Raw genomic sequence first — 22,627 nt, forward strand, 5'->3', positions numbered from 1 at the left:
AACATTAGACGAGCTTGAGTATAGCGGATCTGAATGATCCTTTGTTATCCCGCAGTATGAACCTGCCGTTAAGCCGCGGTTGGATGTATAATGAGCGTTTTCGTAAATCCCAGGCGGAGAGAAAGATGGCCGAGCGTAAAGCCCAGGTAACCCGCAACACGCTGGAAACCCAGATCACTGTTGCCGTAAACCTTGATGGCACCGGGCAGCTGGATGTGGATACCGGTGTCCCTTTTCTGGATCACATGCTGGATCAGATTGCCCGTCATGGCCTGATCGATCTGGAGATCAGCGCTATCGGCGACCTGCACATCGATGATCACCACACAGTAGAAGACATTGGCATTACCCTCGGCCAGGCGTTCAAGCAGGCGGTAGGCGATAAAAAGGGCATCTATCGTTACGGACATGCCTATGTGCCGCTGGATGAAGCACTCTCTCGCGTAGTGATCGACTTCTCAGGCCGTCCCGGCCTGGAAATGAACGTCGAGTTCACACGTGGTCGTGTCGGCAACTTCGACGTGGATCTGTTCTCCGAGTTCTTCCACGGCTTCGTCAACCACGCCATGGTGACGCTGCATATCGATAACCTGAAAGGCAAGAATACCCACCATCAGGCCGAGACCATCTTCAAGGCGTTTGGTCGTGCTCTGCGCATGGCACTGACCGTTGATGAGCGCGCTGCGGACATCATGCCGTCCACCAAGGGGTGCCTGTAAGTCATGAGCAACATTGCAGTAATCGACTATGGCATGGGCAACCTGCACTCGGTCGCCAAGGCGCTGGAACATGTCCAGCCTGGTGTAGAGGTGCGTGTGACGGCTGATCCCGAACTGGTGCGCAGTGCCGACCGTGTGCTGCTGCCTGGCGTGGGCGCCATTCGCGACTGTATGGCAGAGATCCGTCGCCTGGGTGTCGATGCCGAAGTGCGTGAAGCGATTGCCTCCGGCAAGCCGTTTTTGGGCATCTGCGTCGGTTATCAGGCGTTGATGGAGTTCTCCGAAGAGAACAACGGCGTTGACTGCCTCGGCGAGTTCGAAGGGCGCGTCAACTTCTTTGGCGATGACCTCAAGGATGCCGATGGCGAGCGGCTGAAAGTACCGCACATGGGCTGGAACCAGGTCTATCAGACCCAGGATCACCCCCTCTGGGCCAATATTGAGGACGGTAGCCGTTTCTATTTCGTGCACAGCTACTACGTGAAGGCGAAACAGAGCGAGCTGGTGGCCGCGACCTGCAACTACGGTGTCGACTTCGATGTGGCGATCGCCCGCGATAACGTTTTTGCGGTGCAGTTCCACCCTGAGAAAAGCCAGAAGGTAGGCCTGCAGCTGTTGCAGAACTTCCTCAACTGGGACGGCCGTCCCTGAGCCTGACATTTTTTGACTGATTATTCTGGATTCGAGCCGATATGCTGATTATTCCCGCGATTGACCTCAAAGATGGTGCCTGCGTTCGTCTGCGTCAGGGCCGTATGGATGATTCCACCGTATTTTCCGATAACCCTGTCGAGATGGCGGCCAAGTGGGTTGAAGCCGGCTGCCGTCGTCTGCATCTGGTTGACCTGAACGGTGCTTTTGCCGGTGAACCGGTCAATGGCGAGATTGTCAAAAAGATTGCCGAAGCCTATCCGGATCTGCCGATCCAGATCGGTGGCGGTATCCGCTCTGCCGAGATTATTCAGGCCTATCTGGATGCCGGCGTGCAGTACGTCATCATCGGCACCAAGGCGGTGAAGGATCCGAGCTTCGTGACGGAAATGTGCAAGCAGTTCCCGGGTCACATCATCGTGGGCCTGGACGCTCAGGACGGCTTCGTAGCCATTGACGGTTGGGCCGAGATCACGGACATCAAGGCGGTGGAGCTGGCCAAGCAGTTCAAGAACGACGGTGTCAGCGCCATCGTTTACACCGATATCAGCCGTGACGGCATGATGCAGGGCGTGAACGTGGAAGCGACCGTAGAATTGGCACGTGAAGCCGGCATTCCGGTAATCGCCTCCGGTGGCGTGACCAACATCGAAGACATCAAGGCGCTGGCCAAGGTCGCCGATCAGGGTATCCTGGGCGCGATCACCGGCCGTGCCATCTATGAAGGCACCCTGGACGTGGCCGAAGCTCAGGCGCTGAGCGACGAGCTCACCGGCAACTGAGAGAGATAGCAGTATGGCACTGGCAAAACGCATCATCCCCTGTCTCGACGTGGAGAATGGCCGCGTGGTGAAAGGGGTTCAGTTCGTCGATATCCGTGATGCCGGCGATCCGGTGGAAGTGGCCAAGCGCTACGATGAACAGGGCGCTGACGAGATCACCTTCCTCGACATTACCGCGACCCATGAAGGGCGCGACACCATGGTGCATACCGTGGAGAAGATGGCCTCTCAGGTATTCATTCCGCTGACAGTCGGTGGTGGTATCCGTACCTGCGAAGATATCCGCACCATGCTCAATGCCGGTGCCGACAAGGTCTCGATCAACAGCGCCGCGGTAAAGAACCCGGACTTCGTGCGCGAAGCGGCCGAGCGTTTCGGCAGTCAGTGCATCGTGGTCGCAATCGACGCCAAGAAGGTGAGCCAGCCGGGCGAACCGGACAAGTGGGAGATTTTTACCCACGGTGGCCGCAAGCCGACCGGAATTGATGCCGTTGAATGGGCGAAAAAGATGGTCGACCTCGGGGCCGGCGAGATTCTGCTGACTTCCATGGACCAGGATGGCGTCAAGAACGGCTATGATATCGGTGTCACTCGCGCCATCAGTGAGGCGGTTCATGTCCCGGTGATCGCGTCCGGTGGTGTGGGTAATCTGGACCACCTGGTGGAAGGCTGTATCGAAGGCAAAGCCGATGCTGTTCTGGCAGCCTCGATTTTTCACTTCAACGAGTACAGCATTCCGCAGGCAAAGGAATATATGCGCCAGCACGGGATCGAAGTTCGTCTCTGATCCCGTGAACGCCGGACTCAGAACTCGTAGCTGAGTCCGGCTTCGTACTTCATCTTGTCCTTATCGGGGCCGTTCAGATCCCGTTCCAGCTTGAATTCGAACTCGAAGCCCGGCATCGGAGCCTCATATTCCAGTTTGATAAGACCCTGCCAGCGTTCTTCATCCTCCCACGCCCAATGGGATGTCTCTGGCTCACGTTCTGCCTTGTCTTCACGTTGCCAGGTCGGTCCGAACGTGACTTCCCAGCCATCCAGTGGCGGAATCCAGCTTAGCCAAAGACCCGCTTCGTACTGCAGTTCCTGTTCGGCTGCCTCCTGGCGTCCACGGGCACTGTCATACCACTGGCTGAAGTATTCATGTTTCAGTTCCAGTCGAGGCTGGAAAAAGAGGCTGCTGACCGGTGTCATGTACTCGGCTTGAAGGCGTAACCGGCTCTCATAGCCTCGCCCTCGGCCTGCACGTGGCTTCGCATCCTCGGCGAGGCTGGTTGCCTTGTAGGCGACATCAATGAAGCGGTCGTGGTAGCCATCCAGTCGCCATTGGAAGCCGCCCAGCTGGCGCCCGAGGTCGTATGAGAACCCCAGTCCGATGATCGGTGTCGTCTGCCATTCGGTACGGCTTTTATCCTTTTTCAAGGAGCCGTCCTCACGATACTCGCGCTTGCTGTCACGGGTGCGCTCGTACCGCATGCCTAGACGGGTCTGCCAGTCCAGCTGATCATGGACAGGCTGGGTGATCAGCAGCAGGGTAAGGTTCTCGTAACCCGTCTTTTGGCGCTGGTCACGTTCGTCAAAACTGCCGTCATCCTTGTATTGGATGCTGTTGGTAACCGGGCCGCGGGTATACTCAAGGTCATTTTTCAGCTTCAGCTCCATAGCGCACAGCGGAACTGTCAGTATCAGACCGAACATCGGCAGCCAGTGTGTCATTTTCTGCTTCCAGGAGTTGTTGAAGGGCACTCAGAGGCATGGGGCGATGCAGGCCAAAGCCCTGCCCGAGACAGGAACCAAGACGGGCAAGGCAGTCTCGCTGATCGGCTGTTTCTATGCCTTCGGCCACCACGTAAAGGTTCATCGACTCGGCCAGCGTCATAATGGTTGCGACCAGCGAATTGCTGCTGCCGGGCTTGAGTTCCCGGATAAAACTGCGGTCAATCTTGAGCCCGTCGATCGGCAGCTGGTGCAGGTAGCTCAGAGATGAGTAACCGGTACCGAAATCATCGATCCAGATATTCATGCCTGCTGCCTTCCACTGTTTCAGGGTCTGGCGGCAGTCATCGAGATGACGAATCATGCTGGTTTCCGTCAACTCCACGTTGAGGCAGTTATCCGGTACCTGCTCGCGCTGCTTGAGTTCTGTCAGGAAATCTCGTGTGCTGTCCTGATGCAGTGCGGCCCCGGAGATGTTGATGGAGATCGAAAAGCCTGGTTTGAGTTGCTGCAGCTGCAGAAGGTCCTGTACTGCCTGGCATGCAACCCATTCGGTGACAGGCCCGATCAGGTCAGAGTCCTCGATGGTGGGGATGAACAGCCCCGGTGAAATCAGGCCTTGCTCGGGGTGGTGCCAGCGCAGCAGGGCTTCGGCTCCACGAATACGACCATCGGCCAGGCTCAGGACCGGCTGGTACTCCAGATGGAAATGCCCCTGTTCCAGCGCCGTGCGTACGCCCTGAAGTACCTCGATTCTCTGATGCAGCTGCTGGTTCATCTGTGGCGAGAAAAACGCATACTGGTTGCGGCCACTTTGCTTGGCGGCATACATGGCAATATCCGCATGCTTGAGAATTTCGCTGCTGGTGATACCGTCATCCGGGTAGACGGTGATACCGATACTGCTGGAGATGCGGAAATAGCGGCCATCGATCAGGAAGGGATCATCCAGTACTTCGGCGATGCGCCTGGCCAGCTCCGCGGCATGCTCGCTGCTGGCAAGATCCGGATACAGCGTGACAAACTCGTCCCCGCCCAGACGTGCCAACAGCACTTCATCATCGTCAGGGTCGGACAGGTCAAGCTCCAGCAGCAGGTTGCGAAGCCGCGCAGCTGCTTCGAACAGCAGCAGGTCGCCCATCTCATGGCCGGCGGTATCATTGACCTCCTTGAAGTGGTCGAGATCGATAAACAATACCCCCAGGCGCTGAGAGCGTTGTTGGGCGCGTTTGATCAGGCTGTCCAGTGACTGCTGGAACCAGTGCCGGTTGGGCAGCTGGGTCAGGTTGTCCAGGTATGCCAGCTGATTGGTCTGATGGTGGCTTTGCTCGAGGCCACGTCGCATCTGCTCCAGTGCTCTCCCGAGCTGTCCGATCTCCCCCTCCTGAGCGATATCGAAACGGATGCTGCGGTCGCCTTCACCATAACGCAGGCTTTTCTCGGCCAGTGCCTGCAGAGGCTTAAACAGGTGGTGACAAAATCGGTAGACAATCCAGAGGGCGACCAGCAACAGCAGAACAGTGACCAGTACCAGATGCGTCAATACCTCGCGTTCCTTGGTTTTGGCGGCAGACTGGAGCTCCTGATTATGGGTCGTCAGGCTGTGCAGCGCCTCGGAAAAATCGACCGCCAGTGCAAGGTAACCAACGATATGGCCTGCTGCGTTCACAGGTTGCACCAGATGCAAGCGGTCATCCTGCCAGCGTATCTCCAGCTGATTGCTCGGTTGCAACGGAATGAGCACTTCGGCGGGCAAGCCGAATTCGGGAATCGTACTGCTGCCATCGTGCAACAGGGTGCCCCGAGAGTTGAACAGGTAGGCATATTCCAGATTTTGCGTACGCTGAATCTTGGTCAGGTGGTCGCCGATCTCAGTAAGATCCAAATGATAGAGCGGGATATCGAGCTGAGACGAGAGTGTCTGTCCCAGAAGTTTGGCGTCACGTTCAAGCTGGCCCTTCAGCACATTGGTCAGGTGGGTATTGCCGCGGTCGATGGAAAAACGGCTGTACTCATGGAAACTCTTGACCAGCAGCACGGACTGAACAGCGGCAAGGATCAGTATCAGAGCAGCAAAGCCAGCGGTCAGGCGTCGCGTCAGGGAGCTGGTAATACGTGACCTCATGGCAGAGTTTCAACCTCAAGTGATCGCAGCAGGTCCAGGTCACCCGCCTCCAGAGGCGTAATCCGGCTGCTCTTCTCATAGCGTTGGAGCAGGGGCCTGTCACGCTCCGGGTCCAGTGAGAGCAGTGCCTGTTGTAATGCTTCTCGCGCTTCTGGTTCAAGAGTGGAGGTTACCATTTCGAAAGCGCGCGGGTAGGAGGGCGAGCGGTGGATGATACGCATTCGCTGCACCAGTTCGGCAGGCAGTCGATCAGGAATTGACCAGTCGCCATCATTGAGTGCGCCGGCGGCTGCAATCCCCTTGTCGACCCACAGCAGATTGTTACGCTCATTGCGGCTGAACGTGTAGCCAACCTTGTCGGCAGGAACCGACTGATGTGGGGAGTCCAGAGGGACCAGGGTCATGCCGGCCTGGCGAAGAGCCTGAAGTGGCAGGAAAAAGCTGGTGAAGGAGTCGGGATGCTCGAAGGCCATGATCCTGCCGGCCAGATCGCCCAGATTGTGTATGGGGCTGTCCTTGGCTACATAGATCAGACTTTGGTAGGTCTGCTGTCCCCTTTTCCACTTGCGCGCAACGGGTATGGCCAGCTGATGCTGATACAGGCGTGCAGCGGTCAGGGGTGTTTCCGTGATCCAGTGGACCTGGCCATTGCGAATAGCCTGTTCGAAAGCAGGCAGATCCGGATAGAGGCGGACCTCAGCACGGCGAAAGCCAAAAGGGGCCATTGCCTGAACAATATGATCAGCCATCGGGCGCAACTGGCGGTAATCCTTTTTGGGGCGATCGCTGATCTGAGCCAATACCAGGGTCTGAGCATAGGCTGTTCTGCCGAAAAACAGCAGGCAGCAGGCGAGTAGCAGGGTCACAGTGCCGAGAAGCGAAGGTCTATCCATGCGATGGGGTGACATTGTAAGTGAGAATCCAAAATCCTACGTGAGACACCCGGTTAATGCCAGACTTTGCACACTCTAACTGCAGTCTGAGCGCAGGCATCTGAAAAGGACAAAGAGTGTCGGGTCGCGGCCGTGAAACCCTATCGTGCAACCGATAGCAGATGGCTAGCCCTCTCCAGAGGAACAGCAGCGGCGTTTTGCTGTTTGCTGGCATTGTTGCACTGCTCAAAGCTCAGGTGAAATCAGTGGCTCACATCAGCTTTGGCGCCTTGCATGAGAAGGTGGCCAGGCGAGGTGATTACGTAGAAGAGGAAGTGGGGTTTAAACATGGCTTCTTTCCATGAAGGCCTGATGTTTACAGTATGAGGGTTCGATAAATACGAAAAAGGCTGCCGAAGCAGCCTTTTATCGTCATGCGGTCAGATTACTGACCCAGCATGTGATTGACAGCAGCTTCAATCTCCTCATCGGAGCAGTCGCTGCAGGTGCCGCGCGGGGGCATGGCGTTAAAGCCGTTGATGGCGTGGGACAGCAGGGTCTCCATGCCTTTCTCATCCAGGCGCAGCTGCATTTCATTGGTACCAAACTTCGGAGCGCCCAATACGCCGCTGGCGTGGCAGGCGGCACACTTGCCGGTGTAGATTTCTTCGCCAGAGCGAGCACCGCTGGTGCTGGCTGCGGCTGCAGAAGCAGCACCGCCGCAGTTTTCATCGCCCTGAACGCAAACAGAGCCTACCGGCTTAATGCGCTCAATGATCGCTTCATTGTCGGCAGCCGCCTGAACGGAGGCAGTCATCGCCATGCTCAGACCGAATGCGCAGAGTGCGGAAGCAGCTTTGGCAGCAAATTTTTTCACAGTCACGACCTCATCACTTGGTAAGTTGTTGGGGCAGCGATGCCTGGCGTACGGCCTTAATATGCAATGTGCGGGGCAGGGCCAGTGCAGACATGACTGCGCTCACAAAATCTGACGAAGGATTATACCGGCAAAAATGCCCATACGGAAATTGCGTTTAGACAGTATGAAGCGATTTACAGGGGTGTTTGCAACCAAAGAACCCGTACAAGCTGTTTGCAGGGGCCTGAGAATTTGCTTGGCAAATGGGGGCTTCATCCGTAGTATATGTGGCCGCAAACACTTCCATTACGCGCCTGTAGCTCAGCTGGATAGAGTAGCAGGTTCCGATCCTGTTGGTCGGGGGTTCGAATCCCTCCAGGCGCGCCATTTTTTCCCTTCAAGAACAGCGTAACACTTTGAAAATTAAGGCTTGTTAGGTCTTTTGGTTTTCGGAAAGGGTACGAATCAGGGTACGAAAACAGGTACGACCAAGGAAGCAGCAGCACTGACACGGTGAGGTTGCTATCATGCGCGGGTATCGAATCAAGACAGGATGCTTGAGGATGAAGGTTCAATATCTGACCAGACGTTCTTCTGGCTTGTACTACTACCGCAGAGACATCCCCAAAGATCTTCGTGAGCTTTACGGCAAGCGTGAGCTGAAACAATCCCTGAAGACCTATGACGAACAACAGGCGATCAGGAAGGCACAACAGCTAACCAAGCAATACGATCTTGAGTTTGAACGGTTACGGTCGCCAGTGGGTGAGCGTGAACAGGCTGTTCTGTTCCTGAAGCAATATGGTCTGGTGGATGCTCCGTTATCCAGACAACCATTCGATCCCAATGAAGATGGTGAGTTCACGTGGACTGGTCACGACCAGATGATGCAGGATCTCAGTGAAGACCTTTCGTACTACGACAATGACGGTGAACAGCGCTGGTATGAGCCAGCCCCACATGAAGCCCGTGCCTTGAGCATCCTGAAAGACAATGAGCGGGTAACATTACATGAAGTGCAAGACATTGCGCTTCGGGGTGCTGCTGACAAGAAAGCGCAAGATGAACTCATACGCTGTTTTGGCTATTTCATAGACAGGCTTCCCCAGCATGACATTGCTCAGATCCGTACAAGAGATGCCCAAGCTGTAATTGACAAGCTACTGGCAGAGGGGTTGAAAACGACCACCGTCAAGAAAGCACTTGGACGGGTTCGTAAGCAGGTGCGCAGTGTTCTTAAACAGTATGATATGAAGGCGCTGAACCCCTTTGAGAATGTTGAAATCCTGAATGCTGGCAAGGATGCCAACAAGAGGTATACGCCAGCAATTCCTGAACGAAAGACGATCAGGGATGCTGTATTGAGTAACCTGAATCTGGTCAGTGCGCAGGTTGTTGGGCTGTTGTTCGATACCGGCTGTCGTTGTGGTGAGGTTGGTGGTCTGATGCTGAAGGATATACGCCTTGAAGATGATACCCCCAACATGCGTATACAGCCTGAAGACAACAGGGGGTTGAAAACCATCTACTCGAAACGACCAGTGCCGCTAACAGGTCTTAGCTTGTTAGTTGCAAAGCATATCGTTGCTAACGCTGAACCTGACCAAGAGTACGCCTTTCCTCGTTACAACAAGCATGGTGTTTACAGCAACGGTAATTGCGCTCAAGCCGTTAACAAGTGGCTGAAAGGCGTTGTTCCCAAGGTTACTACTCATTCCTTCAGACACGCTATGAGTGATCGGCTGTATGAGTCTGGTATTCCAAGGCTTGAGACTAACAACCTGTTAGGCTGGTCTGATGCGTCTATGGCAAATCATTATGGCGTTTCTGAAGGCTTGCAGAGGCTTGCTGATGCGTTGGATCGTATGCACTCTTTCGAGAGGAACAAGTGCTACTTTGATTGAACACCTGAACACCTGAACACCTGAACACCTGAACACCTGAACACCTGAACACGTTAGAAAGGCTTGTAGGCTGTCAGAATAATGACACAAGAAAATGAAGGTCTTTGAGACAGATGTTGTCTGAATAATCGAGTGCTACGCACTAAACATATAGACAGGATAATCTTAACAAGACAAAAGAAGTAATAAATAATTTACTATTAATATTACTTGTTCTTGCAAGGATGTTTTGACTAAACATCTGCTGTCTTGCCAGAAGATTCTTGAGAGTAGCATGTGACCATATATTGTGTCAATAGCCTGCTTGATCTTTTTGTCTGTAAGGCTCTACAAGCCATTTTGAGCGTGTTTTGGTGTTGCTGGTAGGCTGGCTTGGGTTGGTAGGTGATCGTTGATTCTAGGCTTGTTTTAGACGGTCTGAGAGGGTGTTCAGTGGATGGTGTGCGATTGTTTGAGCTGGTTGAATTCAGACTCAAGCATTGTCTCTAAGCCAAAGCGTTGCTTGTAGAATCGTTTGAATGGGATTTGTTTGTTATACCATTTCACTGTTGGGGGATGGCTGCTGAAGACAATGATGTAACGGATTCCCTGTTCTTTGAGTACGTCATTAACTGCTTTGTGTTTGTAGACAGAGTGGTTCCAACCATAGTCTAAACAGTCTTTGTTGTAGCCACCAAAGTGCAATTCTCTGGATGCAGCAGCGGCATTGGGTGCTGTTCGTTTGAATCGCCATTTGTACTGGCTTAGAAGATAGTTCCTGCTGGTCTTTCGAGTGGTGATTGTATTGAGTGGTGATTCTTTCAGTTCGATCAGGATGCGCTGTCCGTCTGGTGTGGTTATTAGTGCATCTGCCTTGGCTTTAAACTCTTCGCCTGTTTTGTCTTGAAAAATGAATGGTAGTAATTCTTGATAGGCAATGTCTTGGTGGCGTTGTTCAATACTGGACATAAGTTCTCCTTGCGAGAAATAGAGATAGGAAGGATTAGCCAGAAATCCGCGGATTTTTCTGTCGGATTTGTCGGATTAGATGGGACTGAATGCCGCGCAATTACTGGCTTAGAGAGGAAATCCGAGAAGTCTTTATCTATAGCGGATTAGTAGTATTCAGCACAAGCGTCAGGGTCTGCTTCAGTAATATCCGAGAAGACATATTCTGGAGCCTCTTTTGCTGATTTGTACTGTTCTTGCAGCTTAATGACTGACGTAAACTGGTGCGGTAAAGACGCCTCTTTCAGAAGATCTACAACAGACTGATTCTTAAATGAACCATTGCTAATGGTCATACCACACGACTGACGCAAGAATAGTTTTACTTCTGATAGATTCTTAATTCTTAATGCAGTCAGTTCTTCTAATAGCTGGTCTGCAATGTCGGACTCTTCAAGGCCTTGTGAGTTATTCAATAGGAAACGATCACCAACAAGGTTTATATACTGGTTGTTAATGTCGATTAGACCTTGAAGAGAAGACCTATTCTTTTCTATAACTATTTGACGGTATTCAGCAGATCCGTTACTGGTGTCATGCAGTCCAATAACAGTATTGTAAACGGTGGCAATATTACTGCTGCCTGCATAACGTGCTGAATCTTTTGTAGAATGATGCACCATGAATACAGTGCATCCTAACGACCTGAGTTGAACAAGAAAACGATTAATCTCGCTGAATGCTGAGGCGTCATTTTCAGACTCTACTGTTAGCATTGTTCTCAAGTTATCAAATACGATTACTCTGAGATCTTCTGCTTTGACGTATTCAATGAACGCTTCCCTGTCGGACTCTTCTGAAAAATCAAAAGAGTCTTCTGCTTGGGTTACATACACAATATTTTCATTATCTAACAAGCCCATTGTTTGTAGACGGTGGGCAATGTCTGGATCTGCCTGTTCAGCGTCTAAGTAGAGAACGCGCTGTTGTGTTGCTGGGTAGCCAAGGAAGGTGCTGCCAGTAGATATGGCTCTGGTTAAATCCATCATTAACCATGACTTCATACCACCAGCTTTTGAGTATATTAGATTGATGGACTCTTCATTGAAAAGGGATTCAATCAGGGGGATTTGTTTTGCAGATTTGAAGTCAGATGGCTTTCTTGCCAGTTTCTCGAACTTGTTTGTCTTGGGCATAATAGATACTTGCCTCCTTTTCGATTAGAGATAGGATTAATTGCGTTGGTGTCTGTCGTGTTTGCTTGCATAGCATTTCAACCATTTCAATGAATTGGTTTTGATATATTCTGATTCGCATAATTTTAACCTTGGTTAGAAGTCAGCAGGTGAGTATAGAAGTCCCGGCTCAATTGATTGCTTGTGTCGGCTGGCGGTGTAGAGTTTGTTCTCTGGGAATTCACCGTATGCTGCAAAGTATGACCAACGTTTGAGGGTCGTTAGAATGCTGCCAACTCTGATTTTATAATTCGATCCATATTCAGGCATGGCGATCCGTTCGCCTTCTTCGTTAATATAACTATACTGTGCGATTAGTTCTGAAATAATACGCTGTTGCTTAGTCTTCATTTGATTATCCTTTTTTTGGACGCAAAAATTCCCGTGGGCTGTTACACCGACAGGACGAGATATGTATGTATTAGAAGCGGTCTATTGCTTCTAATAAAGATAGTAAGGAATACGGCTATTTATGTCAATACATAACTTGTATTTAAATTCAACCTCTTTCCTTACCCTATAAACTATGATATTTGATATTAGGGTTAAGTCAAGTATTAATTTGAATTGATTGTTTATGATATATACGGCAAAAGAGAGGGGGTCTGACTATTGTTTATAATAGAATGGTTCTATTGATTTAATAATAGCGTTTGAGGTGTTTAACACGGCAGCAAATGGTGGTGCTGGTTGGTTTAGAATCTGACCAAAGAACCCCCGCCGGTTTCTAATCAGCGCCAGACCAGCAGGGGATTGTTGTTTAGGCTGCTGTCTTGTTCCAGTGGCGTTTGACAGTGGGCAGGCTGATACTGAGTCGAGCGGCTGTCTGAGACTGGCTCAAGCCTTCCTGTTTGGCTTCCTGAACAGCGTTTGTTGTGCTGGTTGCTTCTGGTCTACCCAGCTTCTTGCCTTCCTTCTTGGCACGCCTCAAAGCATCCTTGGTGCGTTCTTTGATGCGGTTCTTCTCAAACTCTGCAAAGGCTGTAAACATCTGAAGAATTAGCTTCCCTTCTGCTGAAGCCAGATCTCTAGAAGGCAGATCCAGAGACACAACACTGATACCTTTCTCCATTAGCATTGTAATGGTCTGCTGAACGTCAATGTTATCCCTTCCGAGTCGATCCAGCTTCAAGACAACCAGAGTGTCACCAGCTTCGAGCTTGTGATTCACCAGCGTTGAGAAGGCTGGTCTTTCCATTGCATTGACACCACCTGAAATAGTTTCAGATACAATACGATGTTCTTCTACTTTGTAACCTGCTGACTCAATGGCATGGATCTGGTTAGCTGTTGTCTGTTCGTTGGTGCTGACTCGACAGTAAGCGAAGATACGGGACATTGTGCTGCTCCTTGCTGGTATCAATTAACGTGGGGTCACTTTAGCAGCAGTTGAACTGCATGTGAACCCTATTTTGTTGATACCAATTCAGGGGGGCTTTTGCTGGTGTCATTAAACGAACGATTGTTGATACCGCATAACGTTCATCTACAAAGATTTGATCAGTTATCAGTCGATCAGAGTGTTAAAAGTTGCTACAAGCTCACCATCCAAGTGAATGTATATGCTTCTAGGTGCAGCCATATGACACTTATAACTCTTGCTATCCCAAGCGCCAAAACCGTTTTGGAACTTGGCAATGCCTGTAACAAGGGTGATCCCTTTTCCTCTCGTACGGTCAATGTCTGTACTAGTTATATCAGCTTGATATTTAGCCAGCTTGTGTAAGCGTTCGTGGCACATTTCAGCCACTATAATATCTGGGGTATCGTCTGAAACCCCATTGAGTTCGGCACTAAGCTTTTGGTTACTGGCTTGTATCTTTGCAGTTTCAGCTTGTATCTTTGCAGTTTCAGCCTTTGCGTACTGCCTTTTTTCAAGGCCTATGTAGAGACCAGCAACAACGATAATGATACCAAGCGGAATAATAATTACATTGGGATTAACAGGTCTTGTCTTTTCATGAGTTGCTGATGGCTTGCTCTGCTCGGCCCCACAATTTGGGCAAAACTTGTCACCATCTTTAATGCCAATCCCGCACTTCGGACAAAACATACGTTACTCCTTCAACTTCTGCCAATAATCTCTGATCTCAGCACTTTAACACTTTGGGGCGCATCTATCGCCAGCTTGACCTGCTGAGTGTCGCAAGGCATCCTGCACCGCTTCAACAACGGGTCTTGGTGGCGGTAGAAGCTCAGAACAATGTTATCGCCTATGTAGAGCTGTTCGTCTTCCTTGAGCGTTATGTAGAGCATGGTGGATTCCTTCCTTGGTTGTTACGCTGTTCGCATGTTAACGCAAAATAGGCTTGTGGTGCTGGTGCTGGTGCTGGTGCTGGTGCTGGTGCTGGTGCTGGTGCTGGTGGCGGATCTGGATCTCTTGCTGTAGAGTTAAAGGGTACGAAAAAGGGTACGGGGCTTATGTTTTTGAGGCAATTCATCAACCATAAGTTGTTGATATTTAAATACATTCAATCACTAAATTTTAACTATTGCTTCCTCCAGGCGCGCCATTTTTTATGACTAAGTAGCTGATTTAGAAGCTATTTGGTTCGAAAGACTCTCTTCTACACCGTCATTGAAACCGTCAATGTTTCTTGTCGTTAGCGCCTCATTGGTTTGATCTGAGGTTTTTGTCCTGCAAAAGCGTCTAGACTGCTTTTGTGGCAACTACTATCCTACCTGTAGTGCCATACTTCTTGTGAGGGAAAACTGTAGTGGCATAGTGAATTTGGCCACCTGATTAGAGGTGATAGCATCACCTCATTCGATTACAGGTGAACCAATGACCAGACCATCACGCCCTACCTTCAGTCCCGAGTTTCGACTCGAATCCGCGCAACTTGTCGTTGACCAAGGCTACTCTGTTCGAGAGGCAGCCGAAGCCATGAACGTCGGTAAATCGACGATGGATAAGTGGGTTCGTCAGCTCAAACAAGAACGTTCTGGCGGTAGCCCAAAAGCCTCACCGATGACATCAGAGCAGCGCCGTATTCGAGACCTGGAGCGGCAAATCAAGCGGCTTGAGACAGAGAAAGACATTTTAAAAAAGGGTATGGCTCTCTTGATGTCAGACGAGCTGAAAAATATTCGATAATTCAGCGGCTTCAAGAGAGCTATCCGGTAAAGCTGCTGTGCCAAACATTCGACATTCAGCGTAGCAGTTACAAGTATTGGCGTAGTCGCCCAAAAGGCGATAGCGCCTACCGCCTCAAGCTCAAACTGATGGTTCGCGCTGCACATCAGTTGAGCGGCGGTTCAGCAGGCGCTCGGACGGTTGCATCTATCGTCAGCCAGCGCGGTGAAAAGCTAACGCGATATGTAGCAGGCGGGCTGATGAAAGAACTGGGGCTGGTGAGCAATCAGTTACCCAAGCATGCCTACAAACGGGCGGATAAGCTGCATGTGGCCATTCCAAACGCGCTGGATCGGCAGTTCGTTGTTGGTAAACCCAACCAGGTTTGGTGTGGTGATATTACCTATATCTGGACAGGGCAACGCTGGGCTTATCTGGCGGTGGTGCTGGATCTCTACGCCAGGAAACCAGTTGGCTGGGCGCTATCACTGAAGGCCGATAGCGAGCTGACCAGCAAGGCGTTGATGATGGCCTATGAATCCAGAGGGAGGCCCAAAGGTTTGTTGTTCCACTCTGATCAGGGCGTTCAATACACCAGCCTACGCTTCCGGCAATATCTGTGGCGCTACCAAATCCAGCAAAGCATGAGCCGACGAGGCAACTGCTGGGATAACGCACCAATGGAACGGTTCTTCCGCAGTCTTAAAACAGAGTGGGTCCCCGAAACAGGGTACCGCTCATTCGTTGAAGCAAAGCAGTCGATCACGGATTACTTGGTAGGTTACTACAGCCAGGTCAGACCGCATCGGCACAATGACGATCTGCCGCCAAATGTGGCCGAGAGAACTTACTGGAAGGCTTATAAACCCGTGGCCAGTTTTACTTGACCACTACAAACAGATGTCTGCAGGCTCTTCTGATGGTAGCTCCATCCTTCCGATTTTCTTCTTTGCTGCAGTTATAGGATTGCCAGTTTGCTGGCTTCATGGTGTGTACTTAGCTTTCCATGAAGGGTTCTTGTCATTCCTTCTGGCTGCTTTCATTCCACCATGGGGCATTATTAAGGGCTTGATAGGTTTCTTCTAGGAAGAGTAACTCGCTGGCTACCATCTGTGTGCTGCTAGCCGCTTTAGCGGCTGATAGCGCCTCTGCCTTTCGTCCATATTGCTCTGGTCTTGCAGGCGCGGTACGCGGCTTTAGCCGCTTCTAATACTCAAGTAGCCACAGTGTCCCTTCTCGGGGTTTGAGACTTTACTGTGCCTTGTTCGCGTCTTCGAGCTTGGAGGATGAACAAGGGTAGAACGCGCCCTGATCAGCGGCTTTTGTTCGGTCTAGTCGTGCTGCAGGGTTTGGTCAGTTCTGTAAGTTCCGGGGTGGGGGTGTGTATTTTTCATTAGCTGTGTTGGGACCAGGGGGGGGAGGTTCCTGTGCCGTGCCCAAGACGGTAGGTAGATATGGCTCATTTAGACCTGTGAGATATTTCCCTTAACCCGACTGGATATATGATATCGGTTTTATATAGTATGAACTCGGTAGACTTGTGATGTTAGTATATCGTTCCGGAACATTTGCGATATGTCAGATAACTCTGGAGCATCCTGTTTCTGTGATGTGGCAGAAAACCTATTTAAATTAGTTTATAGGTTGCGTATAGGTATGGAAAATCCATCTTATTTTGGTCGGTGGCTTAATTCTATATTGACCAATGCATCTTGGATTCTGTGATGAGTAGATATGCTTAGGCCTTATTGGTCTGTCTGGAATATCTAACGAAGACTTATGCGTGAGCTGTGATAAGGGAGGAAATTTATGGATATTTATCGCCTTCGATTTGGACGAATGTTAAAAGACATTAGCCTTTTAATCTTTCTTATATTAATTTTTGGTTTGTCTTCAACTTCATATAGTGCAACTAATAGTTTGCATGTTTCAGACTTGTATGAAGAGTACAAGAGGAAAGCGGTAAGCGGTGACATGGAAGCTATGTATCAGTTATATCGTTTTAACAGATACGGGGTAGCTACAGAAATAGATACTAATGCTGCTTTTAATTATCTTAAAGGGGCGGCAGCTAAAGGACATCTGGATGCTTTAAAAGTTTTAGCTCGTGCGTATGAGCGAGGAGCGCCCTATCTGGAGCGTCATATGCTCCGTGTTCCTTATATAGAGCCTGATTCTGCTGTAGCTAATAAGATTCGTAAGAAATTGTACGCTTTAGCTGCAGAGCTTTCTGACGACGAAAATATGTCGGCGCTTCTTATTTTGGCTCGTGCATATGATGAAGGAGTGGAGGGTGTGATCGAAGCGGATCCGCTAGCTGCCTTTGAATACTATGAGCGGGCATTTAGGTTAGCAACTGAGCAATCAAAGCAAGGTGACTATCGAGCTACAAACCAGCTGTATCGGATGTTTTTGCGGGGTAATTCCTTTGTCAATAAAGACCTTGGTAAAGCCGCAGAGATGTTAATAAGGGGCTCCGAACAGGGAGATCCAACGGCCAAGCTGAAGCTAGCTAGAATTTTGGTTAGTTTTGAAGCACCGGCCCATGAATTTATAAAGCCTGATCTTGCTAAAGGTATAAAGTTGCTTGAGGAATTAACAAATCTTGGTGATAGAGGCGGGATGAAGGCTCTCGCTTTTTTATACTCAAATCCGGAATACAATATGCTGGATTTGAATAAATCTAGATCCTTGCTTTCAAAAGCAGTGGAGCAGCTTCCTTGTGATGAGGTAGACCGTCCGCTTCAAGCAAAATATGATATGGACCTGAGAAAGTTAGCTGAAATTGAATTAGAGCTAGGGCTATATGAAAGTGCTTTAGAGCGCTTGATGGATATTATAGATCTAGTGCCCCATCCTAATTATGCAAGGCTAAAGACTCAGGTTGGTTTTATCTTAGAAATTTTTTCTGATATTCCTCCTAAGGAGCGCTCGTTTAATTATTTGCCTCCCAAGTATGAGCCTCTATATGATTGGTTTCATAGTCTGCCTTTAGAAAAAAAGAAAGACTATAGCGATCGCTTATTATCTATAATTTATAGAATCGCTGAAGAGGGTGAGCAAGAGTTTATATCGCCTTTAAAAAAGGGTTGGGGAAGATATAAATATCAGGAGCGAATTGGTGATGGCCTGGATTTAGCGGAAATTTATCGTTTGTTAATCAATATCTTCGGAGAAAATGGTTATAGTCTTCCTGGTATCGAAAAAAGTCCTAAAAAATATGCGGAATATTTTGAAAGGATGCAGGAAGCTAAAAAGTATGATCCATTTGCATATTCCGGCCCATCGTGACTGCCCATTCCGTTTGAACGTGACCGATTTCGAGTAGTTTTCCGGAATCGCCGGTCACGTTGCTCCGTAATACGCACCATTCTGAAACGCGGGGGCAGTAAGGTTGGAAGGTATAGAGTTCTTCAGCCGACTGCCGAGCGTAGTCCCGGAGCGCCCGCAGCGCAGCGAGGCGCGCGACAGGGACGGGAGTGGAGGCAGGAGGCGGGGAGATGGATAGGGGGAATCGAGGTAGCCTTGGACGCAACAACGTAACAATGAGCGTATTTCAATGGGGTGATGGCGCTGGTTCCGTAACAGGGTGTGTAACGGTTCGTGTGGGGCGTAACGTTTATGTTGCGATGCGTGTTACAGGAAGGGGGCTGCTGGAGCCCCCGTGTGGTGAGGTTTGTGACGCTGTTACGGTTTGGTGGGGTTAGGTCAGGTAGCGGTCGAAGGCATCTTCAAACTGTTGTTTCTCGTACCCGCGCCTAGTTTTGTCTCCAATCCTAAGTACCTTGGGTTTGATACCGTAGGGCTGGAGCAGGCTGGACATCTTGCTTGCGGTGAGCTTCCTCCCGTTGTTGCAGGTTAACCAAGGGGCGGTGGTGTCCTGATGCAGCGCCTCCAGCAGATCCTCCGAGAAGATTTTGTCTTGCGGGTGTTGGTTCAGGATCTGCTGGATGTCCTTCAGGAGCTGGGTTGGCAGTTCCAGTTCCGGCACGGTAGTCAGGGCTTCATATGCTTCTTCGCAGCGGTTTATCCAGTCTGTGTTGATCTGGTGCGCGACGGTGAACAGGGGGAGCCAGTTATCCGCCGCACGGTCGTTGCCAAGGTTGTTGGGTTCTACCGTGTTGGCTTCAATCACCCTTTTGTGATCCAGGCACCAGCGAATGATTTTTTCACGGTAGGTCTGGTTCAACTCAAGCAGGTTGTGTGGAACTCGGGTGACCTGTTCGGTGACCTTTTTCCGGCGCAGGTTGATGACGATGCTGCGATCCATGATGGTGGTCGGCAGCGCACCGATTGAAGCGAGCACCATGGGCATCCAGGTTTTGTAAGCCTTGGGGGTGTTGTCGTCACCATCACAGCGTAGGATGGTCGCGCCCTGCTGGCTGTGGCTGGAGTTGATGATGCCCACCAGTTGGGGATCGCCACCTTTCACGAAGGTATCGGCTTCGTCGATCAGCAAGGTAGGCTGGACGGTTGTGGTGATGCGGTAGATCGTCGCTCCTGACAGGTTGGATACCAGCAGGCCCTCGTGGCTGAAGGACTGGATGACTTCCATCAGAGTGCTTTTACCGCAACGCTTCTCCGGACTGATCAAGGAGAGCTTCGGGAAGATGCGAAAGCTGTTGATCAGGTAGCTGGAGATGATCCACAGCACGGTGGCGGTGATATCGGCTTCGGTCAATACGCTGTGCAGGCGTAACCGATCAGCAATCGCATAGGCGGTGGCTTGGATATCGACCGGATCCGGCCAGGGTTTGAGCCTTTCGGGGAATTGGGGTTTGGCCTCGGTTAGGCTGTCCACGGCTCCGTGGGCTGGGTTTGCGGCATTGCTGACGGGTTTGTCCGATGCAGGGCTCTGTTCAGCGTTTACCGACGTGCTAGACTGTGCGTGAGTGTTCTGGAAGGTGCCCTCGATCTGCTGGCCGGCGACGAGGGTTTCTTCTGAATTCTCCAGGTCTGGTTTCTTCAAAGATGTCATTTCATACCTCCTCATTGCGAGCGGCGATGCGCTGGTTGATCCAGTCGTGAACTTCCTGCTCCACCCAGGCCTTAGCGGCGCCCCCAGGGATCAGGTCTACACTTTTGGGGAACATGCCCTTGGAGGCGAGCAGGTAGATGTGGGAACGAGAGATCCCGGTGAGGTTACAGACTTCCTTGATGCGGATCAGGCGGGTGGTGGTCTGGCTGCGAACAGCGTCTTCAATAACGTTTACCATCGAATGCATATACATTTCCTATATCAACAAGTTGGATATGAGTCATAAGACTCTTAGGACATGATCGATGGATTGGGCGGATGCTTTTAGTGCAGAAAAAATATTTATTCTGCATCTTGAAGTAAGTGCTGGATCATAGCAGAGCGTAGGTTTCGGAAGTTCCCGTCATTGTAGCGTCGGGTTAGGGTATCGACCTTCACACCATGCCGCTCGGCAACACGCTCAATCGCATCGGTCTGGTTGATACCTTCTTCTGCAACCATGAAGATCACCTCTTGGATGAGTAGCGTCCAGTATCTCTTGGTAATTGCTGTTGATTTGCCCTTGAAGGGTTCCTGCAGAACTTCCAGTAGAATGGGTTTTAACTCATTGGGAATGGGGATGTCCTGTTCTACGTATGCCCAGATAGCATGACGTGCAGATAGAGGGTTCTGGGCGAAATCGTTGTGTAGAATCTGTTCATTTGTTGTTAGAACGAGAGGTTTGTCATTCCAAGGGGGGGTATGGTCTTTCATCGCCTGGTGCCGAGTATTTGTTGTTGAGGGCGTCGCTTGAGGAGAAGGTTTTTGAAGTATTGATAATGGGTCGTGCTCTATGCCGTTTTTAGTTTGAGAAAGCCATGCCGCCCGGCATGGCTTGTAAGTATCAGTCGTTATAGATACCGCCACCGTACTGGCCGGAGTTGCGATCCGTGGCTCGTCTTGGGTCGGTGCTCATCTGATCACGCCGTTGGGCATCCAGATCCAGGGTGTAGCGGTTGCGGTCGGTCGGCTTGTTCAGGTCGTACTGGTAGCTGGAACCAGAATTGCTCTCGTATCGGGTATCGTCATTGCTGTTTGAGTATCCCCGGACCTCGGTGCCTTGGCATTGCCCCATGACCTCGACACCTACACATCCTGCATAGGAATGGGTGCTGGCCAAAAGCGCGAAGGTAATTCCTAATGTACTGATCTTCATGTGTGACTCCCTGCCCAATACGGATTCCCTATCAGAAGTAGGGCTGACGACGAATAGGGTACTTCAAGCATTTCTCAGGTTGTCCAAGAAATCAGCCCAATCCTGCATCATTCTGGCTCTTTCATCCAGTAGTTGTGCCTTGTTGTAGGTGGCGCGTACTCGGTCCCGGCTCTCATGTGCGAGCTGGAGTTCGATAGCATCGGGTGAGTAGCCCATCTCATTGAGGAAGGTGCTGGCGGTGTGGCGGAATCCGTGGCTGGTCATGAAGCCGGTGCCGAAGGGTTTGCCGGTTTTTGGGTTAATCATTTTCCGGATTGCTTGGGTGGTGGTGTTCTCACTGATTGGTTTGCCCTTTCCGTGAGGGGTTACGAACACATAATCATCGCTGCGGCGTAAGGTATATGCTTCCTGCAGAAGTTCCAAAGCCTGGCGGGCTAGTGGGATCTTCAGCTCTTTTCCTGCTTTCATCTCGATGGCGGGAATGGTGATCAGGGCTTTGTTGAAGTCGATATAGTCCCACTTCATGAATCGGATGTTACCGGGTCGCAGGAATAGCAGGGGCATTAGCTTGAGGGCGATGTCCACCAGGCGGTCGCGTCGTGCGGTGCTGGCGTGGATCTGTTGCAGCAGGATCTTCAGCTCCTCGGTATCAGTGAGGTGGCCGAAGTTGGATTTGGTTCGATGGTTCACCTTGGGCAGCAGCTCTGCCAGGCCTTGAGCGGGGTTGTTGTCCACGATGCCGAGCAGGAGTAGATCGTTGTATACCCGCCGGATGATGCCGGCCATGCGTTTGGCGGTTTCGCGAGCTTCCCTCTCAGTTACGGGCTGCATGATGTTCAATAGGTCGCGGGTGGAGAAGGTTTCTACCGGCCTTTTATCCAGGGCCGGGTAGATGTTCTTTTCCAGCCGGAGCTTGAGATCTTTCAACGTAGAGGGTCTGTAGTTCTGTTTGGCGATCCACTCCTTTGCGTAGTCACTGAATCTCTTCTCGGTAGTTGCTGCTTTCTGGATCTGCTTATGCTTGATGGTGGTGGGGTTGATCCCTTCGCTGACCAAGCGCCGTGCCTCTACGAGTTTCTCTCGGGCTTCTGCTAGTGAGATCTCGGGATAGGTGCCAATGGTGAAGGTGCCTCGTTTTCCCAGGATCCGATAATCGTATTTGAAGGTCTTTGTTCCTGAGGGTTGAACTAACACATACAGGCCATCCCGATCTGTCAGCTTGTAGCGTTTCTCTTGGGGCTTTGCCTTGGCTAAAGCGGTGTTGGAAAGTGCCATCCTGAACTCTCCGATAGGTGGAGTGGATGACGGTCCAGAGGTGTCATTGAACCGTCAATGGAACCGTCAATGGAACCGTCAATTGGTCCTGATAGTATAGTGCTCAAAGAAGGTATAGGATAGATATATTATTGTTATATAAGAATTAATGTGTTAGCCGATTGTCCTATTTGTCCTATGTTTTATTAAGTTTGAAGTTCTCCAGGCGCGCCATTTTTTCGTGTAGTACTGCCTCTCGTTTTCTCCGCTGGCTCCAATAATGCCCGGCCATGAGCTTTTTCTGGTGGCTATGCCTCCATCGCCACGAGTCACA

General features: G+C 50.7%; 22 protein-coding genes and 1 tRNA gene. 8 read left to right on the forward strand and 15 right to left on the reverse strand.

Translation table 11 applies throughout. The features are described from left to right. Positions 1 to 125: 125 nt before the first annotated feature. Genes hisB through hisF form a run of 4 tightly spaced genes read left to right on the forward strand, consistent with a single transcriptional unit; the run spans position 126 to position 2,939 of the window. On the forward strand, positions 126 to 719 hold the full coding sequence (gene hisB / locus LN244_RS00250; protein WP_239040864.1) for an imidazoleglycerol-phosphate dehydratase HisB: 594 nt from the start codon (positions 126 to 128) through the stop codon (positions 717 to 719). A gap of 3 nt (positions 720 to 722) precedes the next feature. Continuing rightward, positions 723 to 1,370: an imidazole glycerol phosphate synthase subunit HisH gene (gene hisH, locus LN244_RS00255; RefSeq protein WP_239040865.1), complete on the forward strand. Its 648-nt coding sequence runs from the start codon at positions 723 to 725 to the stop codon at positions 1,368 to 1,370. Between the two features lie 41 nt (positions 1,371 to 1,411). After that, positions 1,412 to 2,152: a 1-(5-phosphoribosyl)-5-[(5-phosphoribosylamino)methylideneamino]imidazole-4-carboxamide isomerase gene (gene hisA, locus LN244_RS00260; protein WP_239040866.1), complete on the forward strand. Its 741-nt coding sequence runs from the start codon at positions 1,412 to 1,414 to the stop codon at positions 2,150 to 2,152. Positions 2,153 to 2,165: 13 nt separating this feature from the next. Beyond that, positions 2,166 to 2,939: an imidazole glycerol phosphate synthase subunit HisF gene (gene hisF / locus LN244_RS00265; RefSeq protein WP_239040867.1), complete on the forward strand. Its 774-nt coding sequence runs from the start codon at positions 2,166 to 2,168 to the stop codon at positions 2,937 to 2,939. Positions 2,940 to 2,956: 17 nt separating this feature from the next. Here the strand turns inward: hisF and LN244_RS00270 are convergent, their stop codons facing one another. From LN244_RS00270 to LN244_RS00285, 4 genes are all read right to left on the reverse strand, one after another. Then, positions 2,957 to 3,868: a hypothetical protein gene (locus LN244_RS00270; RefSeq protein ID WP_239040868.1), complete on the reverse strand. Its 912-nt coding sequence runs from the start codon at positions 3,866 to 3,868 to the stop codon at positions 2,957 to 2,959. Continuing rightward, entirely contained in the window at positions 3,792 to 5,993 is a 2,202-nt protein-coding gene (locus LN244_RS00275; protein ID WP_239040869.1) for a putative bifunctional diguanylate cyclase/phosphodiesterase, read from the reverse strand. The genes LN244_RS00270 and LN244_RS00275 overlap by 77 nt, the downstream gene beginning before the upstream one ends. Further along, positions 5,990 to 6,901: a phosphate/phosphite/phosphonate ABC transporter substrate-binding protein gene (locus LN244_RS00280; RefSeq protein WP_239040870.1), complete on the reverse strand. Its 912-nt coding sequence runs from the start codon at positions 6,899 to 6,901 to the stop codon at positions 5,990 to 5,992. Before LN244_RS00280 ends, LN244_RS00275 begins: the two co-directional genes overlap by 4 nt. A 409-nt stretch (positions 6,902 to 7,310) precedes the next feature. Then, a complete protein-coding gene (locus LN244_RS00285) occupies positions 7,311 to 7,742 on the reverse strand; it encodes a c-type cytochrome (RefSeq protein ID WP_239040871.1) in 432 nt (143 codons plus the stop codon). Positions 7,743 to 8,034: 292 nt separating this feature from the next. On the opposite strand from LN244_RS00285, the gene LN244_RS00290 reads away from it, so the two are divergent. Continuing rightward, positions 8,035 to 8,111: transfer RNA gene (locus tag LN244_RS00290), tRNA-Arg, on the forward strand. A 176-nt stretch (positions 8,112 to 8,287) separates the two neighbouring features. Continuing rightward, positions 8,288 to 9,628, forward strand: coding sequence for a site-specific integrase (locus LN244_RS00295; protein WP_239040872.1), 1,341 nt, complete (start codon positions 8,288 to 8,290; stop codon positions 9,626 to 9,628). A 429-nt stretch (positions 9,629 to 10,057) separates the two neighbouring features. Here the strand turns inward: LN244_RS00295 and LN244_RS00300 are convergent, their stop codons facing one another. The 6 genes from LN244_RS00300 to LN244_RS00325 form a co-directional block, all read right to left on the reverse strand. Continuing rightward, entirely contained in the window at positions 10,058 to 10,576 is a 519-nt protein-coding gene (locus tag LN244_RS00300) for a hypothetical protein (protein ID WP_239040873.1), read from the reverse strand. A gap of 146 nt (positions 10,577 to 10,722) precedes the next feature. Then, positions 10,723 to 11,751: an AAA family ATPase gene (locus tag LN244_RS00305; protein WP_239040874.1), complete on the reverse strand. Its 1,029-nt coding sequence runs from the start codon at positions 11,749 to 11,751 to the stop codon at positions 10,723 to 10,725. A gap of 135 nt (positions 11,752 to 11,886) precedes the next feature. After that, entirely contained in the window at positions 11,887 to 12,141 is a 255-nt protein-coding gene (locus tag LN244_RS00310; protein ID WP_239040875.1) for a hypothetical protein, read from the reverse strand. A gap of 409 nt (positions 12,142 to 12,550) precedes the next feature. Continuing rightward, positions 12,551 to 13,129 (reverse strand): recombinase family protein, encoded by a 579-nt coding sequence (locus tag LN244_RS00315; RefSeq protein WP_239040876.1) that lies wholly within the window; start codon positions 13,127 to 13,129, stop codon positions 12,551 to 12,553. Positions 13,130 to 13,297: 168 nt separating this feature from the next. Then, positions 13,298 to 13,843 carry a zinc ribbon domain-containing protein gene (locus LN244_RS00320; RefSeq protein WP_239040877.1) on the reverse strand — a complete coding sequence of 182 codons (546 nt, stop codon included), beginning with the start codon at positions 13,841 to 13,843 and terminating at the stop codon, positions 13,298 to 13,300. An 11-nt stretch (positions 13,844 to 13,854) separates the two neighbouring features. Next, a complete protein-coding gene (locus LN244_RS00325; protein WP_239040878.1) occupies positions 13,855 to 14,046 on the reverse strand; it encodes a carbon storage regulator in 192 nt (63 codons plus the stop codon). 529 nt (positions 14,047 to 14,575) lie between these two features. Here LN244_RS00325 and LN244_RS00330 point away from each other — a divergent pair. Next, positions 14,576 to 15,753 (forward strand): IS3 family transposase gene (locus tag LN244_RS00330; protein ID WP_239040879.1). Its coding sequence is split into 2 segments (ribosomal slippage): positions 14,576 to 14,834 and positions 14,834 to 15,753, totalling 1,179 coding nucleotides; the frame shifts between segments, so codons are not numbered across the junction. Between the two features lie 922 nt (positions 15,754 to 16,675). Continuing rightward, positions 16,676 to 18,157, forward strand: coding sequence for a tetratricopeptide repeat protein (locus tag LN244_RS00335; protein ID WP_239040880.1), 1,482 nt, complete (start codon positions 16,676 to 16,678; stop codon positions 18,155 to 18,157). 412 nt (positions 18,158 to 18,569) lie between these two features. On the opposite strand, the gene LN244_RS00340 is transcribed toward LN244_RS00335, so the two are convergent. From LN244_RS00340 to LN244_RS00360, 5 genes are all read right to left on the reverse strand, one after another. After that, positions 18,570 to 19,844, reverse strand: coding sequence for a DUF3631 domain-containing protein (locus tag LN244_RS00340; RefSeq protein WP_239040881.1), 1,275 nt, complete (start codon positions 19,842 to 19,844; stop codon positions 18,570 to 18,572). Between the two features lies 1 nt (position 19,845). Beyond that, the gene (locus LN244_RS00345; RefSeq protein WP_239040882.1) at positions 19,846 to 20,091 is read right to left on the reverse strand and encodes a helix-turn-helix transcriptional regulator; all 246 of its coding nucleotides are present in this window, start codon (positions 20,089 to 20,091) and stop codon (positions 19,846 to 19,848) included. A gap of 95 nt (positions 20,092 to 20,186) precedes the next feature. Continuing rightward, the gene (locus tag LN244_RS00350) at positions 20,187 to 20,597 is read right to left on the reverse strand and encodes a hypothetical protein (protein WP_239040883.1); all 411 of its coding nucleotides are present in this window, start codon (positions 20,595 to 20,597) and stop codon (positions 20,187 to 20,189) included. Positions 20,598 to 20,727: 130 nt separating this feature from the next. Further along, on the reverse strand, positions 20,728 to 21,039 hold the full coding sequence (locus LN244_RS00355; protein ID WP_239040884.1) for a hypothetical protein: 312 nt from the start codon (positions 21,037 to 21,039) through the stop codon (positions 20,728 to 20,730). Between the two features lie 63 nt (positions 21,040 to 21,102). Then, entirely contained in the window at positions 21,103 to 22,314 is a 1,212-nt protein-coding gene (locus LN244_RS00360) for a tyrosine-type recombinase/integrase (RefSeq protein WP_239040885.1), read from the reverse strand. Positions 22,315 to 22,627: the final 313 nt, after the last annotated feature.

The sequence above is a fragment of the Marinobacterium sediminicola genome, assembly GCF_022343685.1.
Lineage (GTDB): Bacteria > Pseudomonadota > Gammaproteobacteria > Pseudomonadales > Balneatricaceae > Marinobacterium > Marinobacterium sediminicola.